Raw genomic sequence first — 15,714 nt, 5'->3', positions numbered from 1 at the left:
ACGATGACCAATACCGTCAGGAAGATCGCTGTTCTTACCAGCGGGGGGGATGCTCCGGGAATGAATGCGGCCATTCGGGCAGTGGTTCGCAAGGGAATTTATCATGGACTTGAGGTTTTTGGGATTCGCAAGGGGTATGAAGGCCTGATTCATGGGGAATTCATAACCATGCATCTGGGAGCAGTAGCGGATATCATTCATAGGGGCGGTACCATGCTCATGACCGCACGTTCCCAGGAGATGCTCACCCCGGAGGGACAAAAAAACGCCGCGGCTCAATTGCGTTATCGCGGTATCGATGCGCTGATTGTGATCGGGGGGGATGGTTCTTTTCGGGGAGCACAGACCTTGTCTGCTCAAGGAATAGCCATCGTCGGTATACCGGGTACCATTGATAACGATATTACCGGCACGGATTTAACTATCGGATTTGATACTGCCGTCAATAATGTGGTTCAAGCGGTTAGTAAAATCCGGGATACGGCAACATCCCATGATCGAACCTTTTTAGTGGAAGTCATGGGACGGGATTGCGGCAACATCGCCTTGCAATCCGGCGTAGCCTGCGGTGCAGAATCCATCCTTGTGCCGGAAATCGAACCGGATCTGGATGATATTGTCGCGAAATTGGAACGCGGCCACCAACGGGGCAAACATCACAGTATCATTATGGTGGCAGAAGGGGCTATGAGTGCTTGGAATCTGGGGGAAGAACTCCGTCAGAGAACCGGCTTTGAAACCCGGGTCACCATCTTAGGCCATATCCAAAGGGGCGGCAATCCAAGTGCCCTCGATGTGGTCCTGGCCTCGCAAATGGGCGGGAAAGCAGTGGAGATACTCTGCGCCGGGGAAACCGATCGGATGACAGCCTGTGTCAACCAGGAAATCCAATCCCTGCCTTTGGAGGTGGCTTATGGTGAGCGCAAACCCTTCAACAAAGTTCTCTATGATCTGGCCAATCAATTGGCTATCTGAGCAAAAGAAATCAGCGGTCTATAGAGGAAATCAGGAAGCGCAGGTAGAATTCTTGCCTTTGAGGTGATCAACGTGGAACAAGTATTTGCATTGGATATAGGAACACGTTTGGTAATGGGGCTCATTATGGAAAAAGCTCCCGGTGGTTATCATATTATAGCCAGAGCCCAAACAGAGCATCGTCAGCGGGCCATGTACGACGGGCAGATTCATGACATAGAAGAAGTCGCTCAAGCGGTGCAACGGGTCAAGGAGGAGCTTGAAGAAAAGATAAAGAGCAAATTGCACTATGTTTCGGTGGCGGCAGCCGGCCGGGCTTTGAAGACGGCTGTGGCCACTGCCCAGAAGTCTGAACTCATCCCCATGATTTGGGAACGAGAAGATATCTTTGCTTTGGAGATGGAAGCTGTTCAAAAAGCATTGCGGGAGGTCCAAGCCGAAGACGAAATCATTCCCTACCATTGTGTCGGCTACAGCACCATTGAATCCCTCCTGGAAGGTCAGAGCCTTTCCAGTCTCAGCGGACAAAGAGGGAAGGAGGCTCAGGTTAAGGTGATCGCCACCTTCCTGCCGCGAACGGTGGTCGATGGCTTAACCCGGGTGATTTCCAAAGTAGGGTTGGAAATGCGGGAGCTGACCTTGGAGCCTATTGCGGCAGGAAGAGCAGCTATACCGCCGGATATGCGGCGTATGAACCTGGCCCTGGTGGATGTGGGTGCGGGAACTTCAGATATAGCCTTAACCAAGTCCGGTTCCTTTTTTGCCTATGGCATGGTGCCCATGGCTGGGGATGAGATTACGGAGAGAATTTGCCAGCATTTTTTAGTGGACTTTCAAACAGGGGAAAAAATCAAGCGCAGTTTAAACACCAAGACCAAAGTGACCTTTACGGATTTTCTGGGCATGAAAACGACGGTCAATAAGGAAGAGGTTCTGGAGCAGATCCAACCGGTCGTCCTTGAACTGGCTCAAAAGCTGGCGGATGAAATTCTGCGCCTGAACCAAGGAAATCCTCACGCCATTATTCTGATCGGGGGGGGAAGTCAGACACCATTATTGGCAGAAGCTTTATCCGATCTTCTTGAATTACCCAGAAACAGGGTAGGGATTCAGGTTCGCGAGCGAATCCAAGGGGTATCGGGTGAAAAATCCCTCAAAGGGCCGGATGCCATTACCCCTATAGGGATTGGCATTTCCACGATAGAAGGGGAAGGGCTGCAGTATTTTTCCGTTCATGTCAATGATCTCACTGTGCAGATCTTTGAGTTGCAATTAGCCACAGTATCCGATGCTTTGCTGGCGGCTGGAATTACGCCGAGGCTCCTTGTAGGCAGGCCGGGGTCAGCTTTAACTGTTGAGCTGAATGGAGACATTAAAGTCAGCAAGGGGCAATTCAGTAAACCTGCTCAGTTTTTCCTGAACGGGGAAGAAGTGAAATTAGACCATGAATTAAAACCAGGCGATAAAATTCAATTCATACCGGCACAGGATGGGGAGAATGCCCAGGCAACCTTTGCCGACTTGGTTCCAGCCATTCCAGAAAAGAAGATCAAAGTGAATGGTGAATCCGTGGTGTTTACCGCCCAAATCTTCTGCAACGGTCGTCCTGTGACAAGAGACGGGGATGTTCCGGATGGGGCGAAGATCACTGTGTTCCAAAATCAGACCCTTAAGGATTTGCTGCATTTTTTAAATGATAAACAGTATAGTTTATCTGAGATTCGGTATAAAATAAACGGAGAAGAAAAGGTTATCCCTATTCATAAAGAATTTTACATTAATCAGCAAAAAGTTGATCTTGAGCGCATGCTCAAGGATGGAGATGATCTTGTTATCCTGGTCAAAGAAGTCTATATCAAGGATTTGCAGCTCAAACCCACTCCCATGGTGTTTTACGTTAATGGGCAAGAGGTTGAATATCCTCCGCAAATTTTCCGTATACTCTCTCGGGGCCGGGTTCTCTCAGATCAGGAAAAAGTAGTAGATGGTATGGAACTCAGCGTTGAGGGGTATGATACCATGCCTTTGCTTTCAGAATTACTGCCCTATGTTAATATTCCTCAGGATGTTCCTGCTAACGCCCGCCTATCTCTAAAAAGAAATAATCAAGAAGCCGAGTTTACTACTCCTCTTATACCGGGGGATCGGATCGAGATTCATTGGGAACAAGTTGCAAGTGCCCTATAAACAATAAAAAAGCGCAAAAAAAACCCCCTCATCTTTCTGATGGGGGAAGGGGCTATTGCCCGGGTGGAAAAGGGTAGAGGAGTGTTTGAACTTAGTATAACTAACTGCCAGGCTATTGTCAGTAAAAAAACCTTCAACGGTCTGTAATTTTCGGTGAATGGTTGATTTTCTACTCTTGACATTCTGACGTTAGACCATAAAATGATAGTGGAGGTGTCATTTATGTTATTTCAATGGATTATGGGCATAGTTGCTCTGGCTGCTCTCATTATTTTCTTACTTTCTGACAAATGGACCAGTAAATCAAGACATTCAAGTTACTATGAACAAGTGAAAAAGCCGCAAGGTAAAGAACCCCGGCTCGCTAATCTGCCTGATGCATCGAAGCATGATAAGTTTTATTCCAAGTTGAATGCTCGTTAAGCGCAAGGAAAAGAAGAGGCTGTTGCAAAATGAACGGTACGTTCGTTAAGCAACAGCCTCTTTCCTTAAGCTATTTTCACTTGAGTTATTTTACTTAAACTATTTTACTCAGTTGTCCCGGAATTTTGTCATAATGGCAAAAAGCTGATTCCTCTAAGGTAAGCACGTATTGGACTCCTTCCAAGACCTTATTCTGTCTTTCCCGGGGGCTTAGATCAGGGTGCCGCAATGTCTCCAGGTGGTCAAGAACAGCTGGGGAAACAGTAAATTGATGAATGTCCTGAGTGCCTGTAAAGTGGAATTGATACATATAACGGTGAGTCTCTTCGATGATCAGAGCATGCCGTCCAATGGTGGCTTTATTCAAGACCTGTATGGCATCCAGGGCACAGGATTGGGTATAGGCCTTGACAAGGCATTCCGAGTCAGGAGCGGGGCGTATTCCCATCTCCCTTTGCGCCAACTGGGCGATCCGATAACCGAGAGCTATATCTGGACAAGTATGTCCATGAAAGTCTATGACAAGTTCCCAAGGGGTTTTTTCTACGCACATAAAAATTCCCTCCCGATTGCTTTTGTTAGTCTTACTTTTATTCTAACGCTAAAAGGAGGGATTTGAAAGTCAATTATGGTAATTCTCAAAAAAGACTGTTCACAAAGAGGAGTTCTATCCCCGGGCTACAACTCCGATGATTCCGCCTGCTGCGCCGGCTGCCAGGATGATGATGGACTTCTCGCCAAAATTCAGCCAGGATGGTGTGTCAGGACTTAAGACAGTGAATAAGAGGAGCAATAGCAGTAGAAAGCCGGCTCCGATACTAATGCCGTAAAACAATCCCTTCATACCGGCACGATAGGTTGTGATGGCCGCTGCCAAAAACACACTCATGCCCAGAATGATGTTATAGACCAGGGACGATTCTTGAAGCGGGGTTAAGGTGAGTACTAAACCAAGAATTAAGGAAATCAACAGGGCAATCCCGGCTGCAAGCAAAATGCCTTTGAAAACTAACCCGAAGTGAAAGGATTTGGGCATATCTCATACCTCCTTCGACTAATAGAATCTATGCATTAACTGGATAGAGTATGCGAAGGAATAAAATAGGACCTAATTGTGAAAAAGAATAAATAATCTACTGATATAATTGGATTTTTCTAGAAAAGGGGTTATAATAAGATAAGAATTATCGGTATTATTAGGCAGGGGAGATGGTTTCTTGGCCTTAAGAGACAAAACTAACCAAAGATTTAAGGAGTTTTTCGAAAAACAGTCCAAAAGAAATGATGGAAAAGAATTTGAAATCTCCTTTGCGGAAATTCAACGGGAGACCGGAGCGGCGAGCAGCACTATGAAACGGGCCATTGAGGCTTTAACTGAGGAAGGCTGGCTTGGAGTAAAACCAGGTCGCAATACTCGCTATGGACTGTTCAAGCTATTGCAAGGGGAAGCTGAAACGGCTGAGGCATTACCTGGAGCACCAGAGCCCGACCCGCCAATGTACGAGTCTACCAGTGATTTCTCTCCTGCTCCAGCCAGCGATTCGGGCAACGGTTCCTCTGCCCTGGCGAGTGAGTCAAGAGTACAGGAATTGGAACATCTTATCGATGGTCTGCGCCGTAGATTAAGAGCGCAGGAAATGACGATCGCACTGCTTCAGGATCGTATGGCAGAAATTGAAGACAAGCTGTATAAAAGATAAATTTCCAACTCTTTCATGATGTTTTTTAAAGTATTAGTGATATAATAAATGTGAATCCTGCGTTGTTCGTAGAATATCTTGGTTTTGATCCTATTTATGACAAGGGAACTGATATGATGAGCCCAGTACATCAGGCCCCACTTGTAGGGGAAGGTGGAAGCGTTTATCTAGGTGCCCACCTGCGAGAGCAGGGTCAGAAACCTGGAGTTTTACGGCAAGGCGGGGATGGTAGGGAGTTTCCCTACCATTGTTTTATTTTTGAGGCTGATTATGTCATAATAGTCTTAGACTTAATTAAAAAATTCCTTAAATAAAAATTCATAAGGGGGCAAAATGGTCAAACTAATCTTTACCCGGCATGGCGAAACCCTTTGGAATATTGAAGGCCGCGTCCAAGGAGCTATGGATTCTCCGCTTACAGAAAAGGGGATTCTCCAGGCTCGCAAGGTGGGGCAGCGCTTGCGCAAAGAAGGGATCACCCGTATTTATTCCAGCGACTTGCCCCGTGCCCGGGCCACGGCCGATGAAATCCGCAAGGCAGTTGGCATAGAAGAAATTCTCCTCGATCCGGCCTTGCGGGAATTATCCTTCGGAGAATGGGAGGGTAAGAATTGGTGGGATTTGCGGCAGCTTCATCCAGAGCTTTTTTCCCTGTGGGACACCGGACCCCATCAGGTACAGATTCCTGGAGCAGAAAGCATGTGGGAGGTCTCCGAACGGGCTTGGCAGTTTGTGCAGGAACTGCCCCGGCTTCATGACGGTGAAACTCTCTGTGTCGTCACCCATGGCATGACCCTGCAGCTCATTGTTAAGAAAGCCTTGGGGATTCCGGTGGAGCAATGGAACGATGTTCCCTGGCAGCATAATACGGCAGTGAATATTTTTGAGTTTTACGAAGATGGCCGCATTTACCCCATTCTACTTGCCGATCACACTCATTTGGATGATGATATTAAGCCGACCAGCGGTTTTACCTCAAAAAAATAGCCAGAGTAGTCTCTGGCTACTGAAGAACTTGTAGTTTTGATAGAGCATTCCTAAAGAGCTTATAAAAATACGACCCTCGCCCCGATGTTTTAGGGGGAGGGTCGTATTTCTGCTTCATTTCATAATACTATCTTTTCGGAGTATCCGGTGAAAACGGTTCCGGTCCCCAATGATTGTCTTTGGGCCAATAATACGCTGCACTTCCAGCAAGCGTTTCTGGCATTACGAGCCAATATCCTGGTATTTCTGTCAATTCAAACTTGATTCCATCACTGTCTGTTAAAAGTCCAAGCTCCTTTGCATTTACATCCATATATCTTAACAAAATCTTGGCGTATAGCTTACGGTCTTCAAGAGATAGACTATCGAAGCCTTCTTGAGTGATATGTACAGGAGCATCAACAAACTTCTGCAACTCAGGGTTTATTGAAACAGTATTTGCCCCTGCTACCCCTTGATAAGAATTATTTTTAGTAACCGCATACATTTCCTTCAGTTCTTCCAGACTGGTAAAAGGTATGCTTTCGTTTACCACTGGGTTGTCAGCCGTTTCCACTGGCTGTGGTGTCTGTTGGTCAACGGAATCTTGCGGAGCCTGGGGCGGGTTAGCATTTGCGGAACAACCGGCAAGCAAAACAACGATAGCGGCAGCAGCGACAAGACTTGTCCATTTCTTCATCATGCTTTCTCCTCATATAAGTCAATTTACATGGGTATTATTGAAGCGCGAACACTTTATGTATAACTCTCTTTAGCTATAACTATGATGAGATCAAGAGGTAAATTCAATCCGTTTTTTCTGGTAATTTCTTCTGGAAAAAAGGTGCGGCTTCCTCAATTTTTGAGGAAGCCGTATATATCTGTGAATTTTCATCAGATCCTGGTGAGTTTTTCAGCCCGGCTCCTGCCCGGGAGGCGTGGGTGAGCTATTCAACCAGTCCTGGTCAAATTTCACGATGAGCTCCTGGCTGGCCGCGGGAGAGGGAACCAAAATGGCGACTTCATGGTTCATCACAAAGGCCTTATACCCCCATCCGGAACTGCTAAAGATAAACGTCTGGCGATCGAAAATCCCTACATTAATCTCAAGAGGAGGATGGGCGGACGAATCATAATACCGAATCTGAACACCGGCAGCTTGGAGACTTTCGATATCACCCTGGTAACTCTTCGGCATAATACCGGAGTCCACGATGAGTTTAATGTCCACCCCTTTGGCCGCGGCATCGACCAAGGCTTGGAGAATATCTGAATCGGTCACATGGGAAACAATGATCCAAATATTCGTAGTGCTCTTTTGAATTTGGTCAAGAAGTTTCTGTTTTATATTGGTATTGGCCAGAACGGAGATATTATCTTCAGTTAATTCAGTGGTTTTAGGGATATCCAGGGATAGGGTTGTCGTAAAAATCCAATCCCGATTAAACACGGTGCTGGCCAGTTTCCAGGCGGAACGCTCAGATAAATGAACGGCTAGATTATGAGAATTAAACCCTTTCTCAGTCCATGGGAAAGAATAGACCATAGCCTCTCTTAAATCCACGATTAGGAATTTAGCTTCATTGGTCTGTCCTTTTTGGGCAGGGTAATACTGTACGGAGATATTGTTGCTTTTAAATTCATTGAGAGTGGTTTTATTGGGAGTTTCAAACTGGTCAAGCAATATTCTTATTTCGATACCGCTGGCAGCTTTTTGGATGATCAGGGCCTTAAGTTCCGGATCGGAAAAGATCTTTTGCTCTACATAGATGGATTTCTGGGCTGAGGTGATCAGCTCTTTAGTTTTTTCCCGTGCGGCCTTACCGTCAAAATACAGGGCTTCAGCAGAAAGGTTGGATAGAGGGACCTCTTCCTCTTTTACAAACAGGCTCTTTATATCTAGTGAGCATCCTGTAAGGAAAAGGCAAAGAATTAGAATAAGCGGGAGAAACCGTTTCCTCATAAGCTCTTCGACTCCTATGTACACATTATTTCATTGGCTCCAGACTTTTCTTCTATTATAACATAAAGAGCTCTGTTCCAAAAATCTGGTTGGCATAGATTTTTATTTTTTTACATAGACATTCACAAGCACAGAAATGTAAAGGGGCAGGATCTTGATGAGAAAAAATAAACACGGGTTTCTCTTAGTGGTCATAATCCTGTTTGTATTTTGTTCACTGAATTTACCTCAGCCGCTGACGCCTATGGCTTACAATAGCGCCCCAGCCTCGGGGAAGGTGTCCAAAGACTTCTCGGCAGATAAAGCCTATGAACATATTCTGCATTTATCGGAAAAGATCGGTCCCCGGCCGGCCGGAAGTCCTAATGAAACCAAAGCGGCTCAATATCTGTACTATATGCTGGAACAATATGGATGGAAGGTGCGGGAGCAGCCCTTCAGCAAGATTGTGGGCAATGCCAATCCTCTTAAACCCGAGCATAAAATTCAAGTGATCAACAGTCAGAACATTATCGCTGAATTACCAGGGGCCTCACCGGAAACCATTCTTCTGGGGGCTCATTATGACAGCGCCGATGTTTCAACTCCCGGAGCTATTGATAACGCTTCCGGGGTGGGCGTGCTGTTGGAAATAGCCCGTATCTTAGGTCAGGAAAAGCATCAGAAGAGCTACCAAATCGTATTTTTTGGAGCAGAAGAAAATGGTTTGGTAGGTTCACAGTATTTCACTGCTCAAAGCGATTTATCGGCGATCCAGTGGATGTTGAATTTGGACATGGTGGGCACTCCACTGGAGATTGATATCGCCGGCAAGACATCAGCACCCCCGGAATTGGTAGATAAGGTTGTAACGCTCGCCCGTCAGGAACAAATTCCTTTCCATATCAGCCGGGATTTTGCAGTGATGACCAGAGAAGGTTCACAGGGAGGGGCCAGCGATTTCAGCCCTTTCCTGGATCAAAGCATACCTGCTCTTGGTCTGGGCATTGCCGGCCGCGCGGAGGGGTACTATCATCGGCCTGAGGATCGGATTGAGCGGGTCACTTTACAAAGCCTGGATACTGTGGGCAAGTTCATTCCTAAGCTTATCGAGTCTGTGGAAGTGACGGGTAGCGGTCAGAAAACCTGGGATTCCTATTATTTGCCGTTCCAGCTGGGATCCTTCGTCGTGATCATACCGACTTTAGGGCTGAGGATACTTTTTATCCTCACTATCTTCTTTACAGTATTCTCTGTTTCCCGGAGTTTCCGTGACCAGGAACCCTTTATTCAAGGCAATCTCAAGGAGTATGTGCTGATCGGCGTAGGTATTCCCGGTGCTGCTTTTCTAGCGAGTTTCTTAAGTGGCGCCGGCGAAGCGTTATGGCAATTACTCAAAGGCAGAGTCTATTTATGGCAGGCCTATCCCGGAGTATTCTTAACGCTGAGGGTTATTCTGGTGTTATGCGCACTGCTGATCTTTTTGAAACTTTTAAGAAGCTTACCCCAGCCCAAAGGAGGCAAACTTTATTGGCTGATTGGCGTCTTGACCTTAACCCTGCTCACCATTATTTTAGGGCTTTATCGAATTGATTTAGCCTTCCCCTTTCTTTTCTGGCTGCTTTGTTTTAATCTATTTCTTTATTATCCAAGCATCATCTTATTGTTTATAGGGCCTTATTTTATCTATAAGACCCATTGGGAGCTCTTAAATTCTCAACAATGGCCCAGTTTTTATGAAACCATTCATCTCTACCCAGTATTATTTATCGTCCTCTATGGACTACTCTTTATCCCAGTTCTTTTAGGGGCCTTATATATCTTAGAAAAAGGAAAAAGACCTTGGGAGCAAATGCTCAAGCGGCTGCTTATTCCCGCTCTGTTGGTAGGTGTTGGCTGTGTTCTCGGAACGGGCTTGATTCCAAATTATAGTAGAGCCAACCCTCAGCCGATCACTGTTCAAAAAGTCTGGACGGAATCGGAAAGGGTTATACTCAGAGTATCCAGTACCGACACCCTCCCCAAGAGTCTCCTTAAAGAGCTTGATTCCCAGGAGACCAAGATTGGGGAAGACAAAAAAGTGCTTGAGTTGCCGATACCCTCTGAAAAAGCCCCCTTGCAGGCCAATGTCTCCGTCACCGACACCGGCGAGCGTCTCCTCAACTTCAAAATGGCTATGAAATATGGGCGGGATCCCTACTTAGTAAGAATAAAACTGGAAAGTAAAAAGCCTTTTAAAATCCAGGAGATGGTTGACTTCGTTCCCATTGCCAAGTTGCCCAAAAAGATTGCTTTGGAAGGTAAGGAGCGCGATGGCAGCTACGCTCTGCTTCTGGAGCGTACACCGCCTCATCAAGGGACAATACAGTGGAAAATTGCTGCCGAAGGTATCGTGAAATGCAGTATAGAAGTGGTGTTTGCCGATCAAACCCCACGGTACAGCATCAATTTGCCTCATATCTCTCCTGACTATAAAGAAGTCTATCAAGATGTTTTTGAATTCTAACTGCCAAATTTCGTCAGCATAGATTACAGAAGTCAAGGCAGAATAATGGTGAGGAGGTTGATATGATGTACAAAAAGATTGCTGTAGAAAACGGCCTTACCAATGTCGTTCAAGAATTACATACGGCGGGATTTCATACGATGCCCTTAGAGGAGGAGCCATTAAGGAATATAAGTGCAGTTGTTGTCAAAGGGGATGGGACTGATATTTTGGCGGAGGAAGCCCAGTTTCATGTGCCTGTGGTTCATGCTTCAGGACGGAGCGCTGAAGAAATCGTCGAAATTCTCAGAGACCGATTATCCTAATAGCCCATTAGTGAGGGAGTGTGCAGACACGTCCCTCTTTTATTTAGGCAACAAACCCAGAAAACGCCATAAAATAGAAAGGGAAGTTTTTTAACACTCCAAATCTTATGAAAGGGGCGATAACAATGGCCTTTGGCATCATTCCCTTTGGAGTTGGCCTGGGGTTGGGATTTGGACTAGGTGCTGTAAGCACATCTTATCGATACCCTTATCCCGGGTTTTATGGTTATCCGCCGCCACCGCCCTATGGTTACCCATACTCCTATGGGTGGTTTTATTAAAAACAGAGTTCAATCTGGAGATGTCTTGACTAATAAGTAATTCTAAAATTAAGAAGGAAAGCCGGGGCTTTCCTTCTTAATTTGTGCACCTGACATGGGAGTTATCGATATGGTGTATATAAACTAGCCCTTGGCTGCGCTTTTGCCGGCGATGTAGCCTTGGGTAATAACGCGGCCCAGTCCGTGAACCGACAGTCCGGAAGAGGCTTCGCCACCGCAGAACAGACCGGGAATGGGTTGGCCCCACAAATCGATGACCTGTTGATCGCCGTTGACTCTGAGGCCGGTCAGTGTGTCATGGAGGCAGGGAGTAGCCCAGGCCGCATAGAAGGGACCGGCGGCGATTTTGTGCTCGAGAGCCTTTTTGCCGTAGTCATCATCTTTTTTAGCATCGACAAAGCCGTTGTATCTGGCAACGGTATCCGCCAGTACCTTCGGGTCCATTTTGATATCTTCGTAATACTTGTTTACAATCTTTCCGGCCAGCTCTTCGATGGTGTCGGACACAAAGAAACGTCCGTCACCAATATCGACATAGGGAGGCTCAACTGTTAATTTGCGGCGGGCCACAGCTTCTGAATCAAAGATGGCCCAGATAGGTCCGCCGATACGGCGTGCATCCGTGGGGGAAGAGCCATCGATAATAACACTTCCCAGGGCAGCTGCAAAATAATCAAAACTGTTGGCAGTAGCATCCTCCTCATTCCAGAACCGCTTGCCTAGCGCATTGACCAGAATGGCATCCTCGAAGGTGCGGTATTCGATACCTGTTGCTCTGATCAGAGGAAAGATAACGCTTGTAGGACGCGTAGCCGCAGCGGAGTTCCGATAGCCATATTGGCAGGCGAGAAAGGCCGGCTGGGTAATGGCCGAGCCAACCTCCCGAGACTGATTGGCGAGAGTTCCGAGGGCTGCACCGATGGCCATCGCCGCAATTTCCCCGCTGGCATCTTGAAGGGAGAAGGGATCTCCGGCAACGCCGTCGTATTCTATAGTAAGGCGAGGGTCGAACATGGTACGGAAATTTACATTGCTGGTATGTCCGCCGGTAGCGATGACAATACCCTTCTTGGCCTTAATTCTGACGTTTGCTTTGGTGGTTTCGATATTGCCGTTGGGATACGCGTTTTTCAAAGGTGTGCTCTCCCCTGGCAGAGTGGTGGGATTATAGCTGCATTCAACTCCGATGGCCCGGCCTGTAAGTTCACCTTCCCTGATAATTTTATCCATGTGGTAGCTCATTAAGAATTGGCCGCCTTTTTCCCGTAAGGTTTTTTCCAGAGGCCGGACAACGCCGATGCCCCGTCTCAGGGGACCATCTTTCGGGCCGGTATTGCTCAGATAATTCACCCAGCCCATGGTCTCAACGTCGGTTACGAGATCACGGGGGACGCTTTCCGGGCTGGTGCCGCCTTCAAGATAGCTCTTACCTTTGGTAGGAGGTGTATCCAGAACCAAGACCCCATTAGCCAGAATAAATTCAAACGCTTCAGGCATAGAGTTGGCGGTCGCTCGAACAACATCGCGGTCATTGTAGCGGGAAACCTGGGTAAGATCGGTCGTATGATCCATGTAATATTGATCAGGACTATCGTCAATTCCATGCTTTTTCTGTACGCTTGTGCCGGCCCCGCTGTGCAGGTTGCCGCCGCTGACTGCACAATGGCCGCCGATATCGAAACTGGCTTCAACGACTATGACCGAGGCTCCATCCGCCTGAGCTTTGACAGCGGCGGGCAGGCCGGCTCCCCCGGCCCCGATGACGACAACGTCTGCTTCATAATCCCATTGCGGTTCAGAAGTGGACGGAGCGGGAGTATTGGCAGTATTGGTGGGTGTCGAGCAACCGGCTAAAAGAGTGGAACCGACGACAGCGCTGCCTGCCAGTATTCCGGTATTGCGCAAAAAGTCTCTTCTGGAAATACCTTTTTTATCTTTCTGAGTCATCTTAACCTACCTCCTTTGAATCTTTAAAATCAGGAATATATTCGTTAATTAAATCACAATGATTGAAGCACCTCCTTTGCTCTAACGCTCAGGATTGAAGAGTGAAGATGAATAAAACTTGTATTACATACTAAATTGGTTGCAATATTTGTGCCAATAGGGTTAAAGGAACGGGAACCCGGGATTTCCCAAGGCTTCGCTAAGCAACGAACAGTAAAATAGGACCTTGATTTTAGAATTTAAGTGAGAAAAAAAGTCCAACAGCGCTTGTGATAGTTCTAATTGTCACATATTTTAAATAATAGAATTCTAGAGTGATGCTTTTGCAGGGAGGCGCATTTCTTAATCGACCCAAAATGATAGTCCTGGATAAGGTGAAAGAGGAGGAAATATATGGAGATGAATGATTTTGTACAAATGATTCAGTCCGGTAAGATCAACTCCCAGTATTTTGCCAAGGTAGGTCATGAAAGGAATCGTTTTCTGGAAGGAAAAGAAGTGGATACAACAGTTGTGCCCCGCGAGTTTATCGATTCTTGGCAAAGATGCCGGGCCTATGGACTCGCTCCTTATACCTTGGATTATCGGGACGTGGATAGTGCCCAGAAAAAAGAGTTGTTTCAGACCATGGTAAGAAAATATGAATTCTTTTTGAAAAATGTTTTTAATATTTTTGATTTGAATGGCTATATATTTAAATTGCAGACCAAAGAGGGAATCAGTCAATTTTTGGGCAAATCCACCCTGACCTTTATGGATTGTTCCGAAGAAAAAGGAGGAACGACCAGTTCCTGTGTTTGCCTGCATGAGGATAAGCCTATCATTATTTTTCAGCCTTTCTATTATCGCCAGGCTTACATTAAACATTTTTTTGGTGAACTCCACGGAGCATCAGCTCCCATTCATAATGAACAAAATAAAGTGATCGGGGCTTTGAGTTTGCTTACTCATAAGCCGGAATTTAGTATTCAGGCCTATCATCTGATTTCTCAGATCGCTAAACTACATGACAATCTGTATTTACCGATTATGCTTGGGTATGAAAATCAAATAGGGCAAATCATCAATTGTCTTCCTCAGGGAGTTGCCTTAATTTCAGAAAAGAATATCATCAAATTTTATAATGAAAAAATAGCGGACTTGTTGGAGATAGACGGAAAGAAAAACCCTGAACATGACCTGAAGAAGCGTTTGTTAAAAATCAGTAAATCCAGAGGGGCAGATCTCGAACAAAGCTCTTATGAAATAAAAGATGACTTTACTAACCAGACGTTGAAGCTGGTTCAATTGGTGGAAAAAAGTGAATCGGGAAAACAGCTGGGCAAAGTTGAAAGAAACAATGACCTATTTACATTTTACCAGATTAAAGGAAGCAGCCCTTCCATCCAGAAAGCGAAGGATACGGCCGAAAAAATTGCCGATACCCTTGTGCCGGTGATGATTTACGGTGAAAGCGGAACTGGGAAGGAAATGTTTGCCCAAGCTATTCATAGTGCGAGCAACCGTGCCGGCAGTCCATTCGTGGCCATAAACTGCGGGGCCATTCCGGGAGAATTGGTGGAAAGTGAGCTTTTTGGCTATGAGGGAGGCTCCTTTACCGGAGCTCTGAAGGATGGCAAGATTGGCAAGATCGAAGCAGCTTCCGGGGGCACTTTGTTCCTGGATGAGATTGAAAGTATGCCGTTGAAAGATCAAATAAAGCTCTTAAGAGTGCTTTCCGCCGGCAAAGTTCAAAAAGTCGGAAGCACTACTGAGATTTCCGTGGATATTCGTTTAATCTCCGCGACGAAAACAGATCTCTTGATGCAGGCTGATGAAGGGCTATTTCGCGAGGATTTGTTTTATCGCATCAGTACCTTTGTGATTAATCTTCCCGCTTTAAGGGAAAGGAAGGAAGACATTCTTTTGTTGGCAGAGGAATTCAGCCGCAGATTACAAAAAAAATACGACAAATCTTCTGTCTCAATGGATCAAGGGTTCATTAATGCCCTGACAGCCTATAAATGGCGGGGGAATGTGCGGGAGCTGGAGCATGCCATGGAACATGCCTTCATCATGCTGGGCAGGGGAGCAGCCCTTCTGCCGGAGCATTTGTCGGTAAAGATACAAGAAGCTTATCAAAGCAGGATCACCGAAGAAGTTATCGACGAAACACTGGAAGAGGAGAACGAGCATAAATTTGGATTACTTGCCTTAGCTGAACAAAAAATGATTGAACGTGTGCTGGACTCTGTCAATGGGAATATCAGTGCTGCTGCAGAACGTCTGGGAATCAACCGCAGGACAATTCATAGGAAACTACAGCGTAAGGAAAGTTCTACGACTTTTTAATCAAGGCTATTGTTAATTATGCTTTCTTTTTTTCAATTCTGGGTGTATAGTTTAAAAGAATATCATTAAGTTAAGACTAATATGGTAATTTGTGTCTAGGCAAAATTCCGAGGATACACTATAATTTGAAGAGAAGACAGGACGGGGGGAG

The 15,714-nt window shown here is 46.0% G+C and carries 13 protein-coding genes and 1 other RNA gene; 9 read left to right on the top strand and 5 right to left on the bottom strand.

From position 1 onward, the window contains the following. The first annotated feature begins 3 nt into the window (after positions 1-3). From pfkA to DHAF_RS14940, 3 genes are all read left to right on the top strand, one after another. Complete coding sequence (gene pfkA / locus DHAF_RS14950; RefSeq protein WP_015944325.1) at positions 4-975, top strand: 6-phosphofructokinase; 972 nt, start codon at positions 4-6, stop codon at positions 973-975. A 72-nt stretch (positions 976-1,047) separates the two neighbouring features. Beyond that, on the top strand, positions 1,048-3,162 hold the full coding sequence (locus DHAF_RS14945; protein WP_015944324.1) for a cell division FtsA domain-containing protein: 2,115 nt from the start codon (positions 1,048-1,050) through the stop codon (positions 3,160-3,162). Positions 3,163-3,384: 222 nt separating this feature from the next. Further along, the gene (locus DHAF_RS14940; RefSeq protein WP_015944323.1) at positions 3,385-3,585 is read left to right on the top strand and encodes a hypothetical protein; all 201 of its coding nucleotides are present in this window, start codon (positions 3,385-3,387) and stop codon (positions 3,583-3,585) included. A 94-nt stretch (positions 3,586-3,679) separates the two neighbouring features. Here DHAF_RS14940 and DHAF_RS14935 read toward each other — a convergent pair whose 3' ends face one another. Beyond that, the gene (locus DHAF_RS14935) at positions 3,680-4,138 is read right to left on the bottom strand and encodes a formylmethanofuran dehydrogenase subunit E family protein (protein ID WP_015944322.1); all 459 of its coding nucleotides are present in this window, start codon (positions 4,136-4,138) and stop codon (positions 3,680-3,682) included. A 114-nt stretch (positions 4,139-4,252) separates the two neighbouring features. Further along, positions 4,253-4,621, bottom strand: a complete 369-nt coding sequence (locus DHAF_RS14930) for a TIGR04086 family membrane protein (RefSeq protein WP_005812046.1) — start codon at positions 4,619-4,621, stop codon at positions 4,253-4,255. 181 nt (positions 4,622-4,802) lie between these two features. Between DHAF_RS14930 and DHAF_RS14925 the strand changes: the two genes are divergently transcribed. The 3 genes from DHAF_RS14925 (at position 4,803) to DHAF_RS14915 (ending at position 6,272) form a co-directional block, all read left to right on the top strand. Continuing rightward, positions 4,803-5,285 carry a hypothetical protein gene (locus tag DHAF_RS14925; protein ID WP_005812048.1) on the top strand — a complete coding sequence of 161 codons (483 nt, stop codon included), beginning with the start codon at positions 4,803-4,805 and terminating at the stop codon, positions 5,283-5,285. Positions 5,286-5,336: 51 nt separating this feature from the next. Continuing rightward, positions 5,337-5,515, top strand: a non-coding RNA gene (gene ssrS / locus DHAF_RS14920) — 6S RNA. Between the two features lie 103 nt (positions 5,516-5,618). Continuing rightward, complete coding sequence (locus DHAF_RS14915; RefSeq protein WP_015944321.1) at positions 5,619-6,272, top strand: histidine phosphatase family protein; 654 nt, start codon at positions 5,619-5,621, stop codon at positions 6,270-6,272. A gap of 127 nt (positions 6,273-6,399) precedes the next feature. Here DHAF_RS14915 and DHAF_RS14910 read toward each other — a convergent pair whose 3' ends face one another. Together DHAF_RS14910 and DHAF_RS14905 are read right to left on the bottom strand one after the other, a co-directional pair. Further along, on the bottom strand, positions 6,400-6,954 hold the full coding sequence (locus DHAF_RS14910; protein ID WP_015944320.1) for a hypothetical protein: 555 nt from the start codon (positions 6,952-6,954) through the stop codon (positions 6,400-6,402). Positions 6,955-7,164: 210 nt separating this feature from the next. Next, positions 7,165-8,214 carry a phospholipase D-like domain-containing protein gene (locus tag DHAF_RS14905; RefSeq protein ID WP_015944319.1) on the bottom strand — a complete coding sequence of 350 codons (1,050 nt, stop codon included), beginning with the start codon at positions 8,212-8,214 and terminating at the stop codon, positions 7,165-7,167. A gap of 157 nt (positions 8,215-8,371) precedes the next feature. Between DHAF_RS14905 and DHAF_RS14900 the strand changes: the two genes are divergently transcribed. Both DHAF_RS14900 and DHAF_RS14895 read left to right on the top strand, forming a co-directional pair. Beyond that, complete coding sequence (locus DHAF_RS14900; RefSeq protein WP_015944318.1) at positions 8,372-10,699, top strand: M28 family metallopeptidase; 2,328 nt, start codon at positions 8,372-8,374, stop codon at positions 10,697-10,699. A gap of 62 nt (positions 10,700-10,761) precedes the next feature. After that, positions 10,762-11,004 carry a YkuS family protein gene (locus DHAF_RS14895; protein ID WP_005812057.1) on the top strand — a complete coding sequence of 81 codons (243 nt, stop codon included), beginning with the start codon at positions 10,762-10,764 and terminating at the stop codon, positions 11,002-11,004. A gap of 404 nt (positions 11,005-11,408) precedes the next feature. Here the strand turns inward: DHAF_RS14895 and DHAF_RS14890 are convergent, their stop codons facing one another. Then, complete coding sequence (locus DHAF_RS14890; RefSeq protein WP_015944317.1) at positions 11,409-13,232, bottom strand: FAD-dependent oxidoreductase; 1,824 nt, start codon at positions 13,230-13,232, stop codon at positions 11,409-11,411. Positions 13,233-13,625: 393 nt separating this feature from the next. Between DHAF_RS14890 and DHAF_RS14885 the strand changes: the two genes are divergently transcribed. Next, positions 13,626-15,563: a sigma-54 interaction domain-containing protein gene (locus tag DHAF_RS14885; protein WP_005812062.1), complete on the top strand. Its 1,938-nt coding sequence runs from the start codon at positions 13,626-13,628 to the stop codon at positions 15,561-15,563. Positions 15,564-15,714 lie beyond the last annotated feature (151 nt).

This window comes from Desulfitobacterium hafniense DCB-2 (assembly GCF_000021925.1).
Taxonomy (GTDB): domain Bacteria; phylum Bacillota; class Desulfitobacteriia; order Desulfitobacteriales; family Desulfitobacteriaceae; genus Desulfitobacterium; species Desulfitobacterium hafniense.
This window is presented reverse-complemented; position numbering and strand designations above follow the sequence as displayed.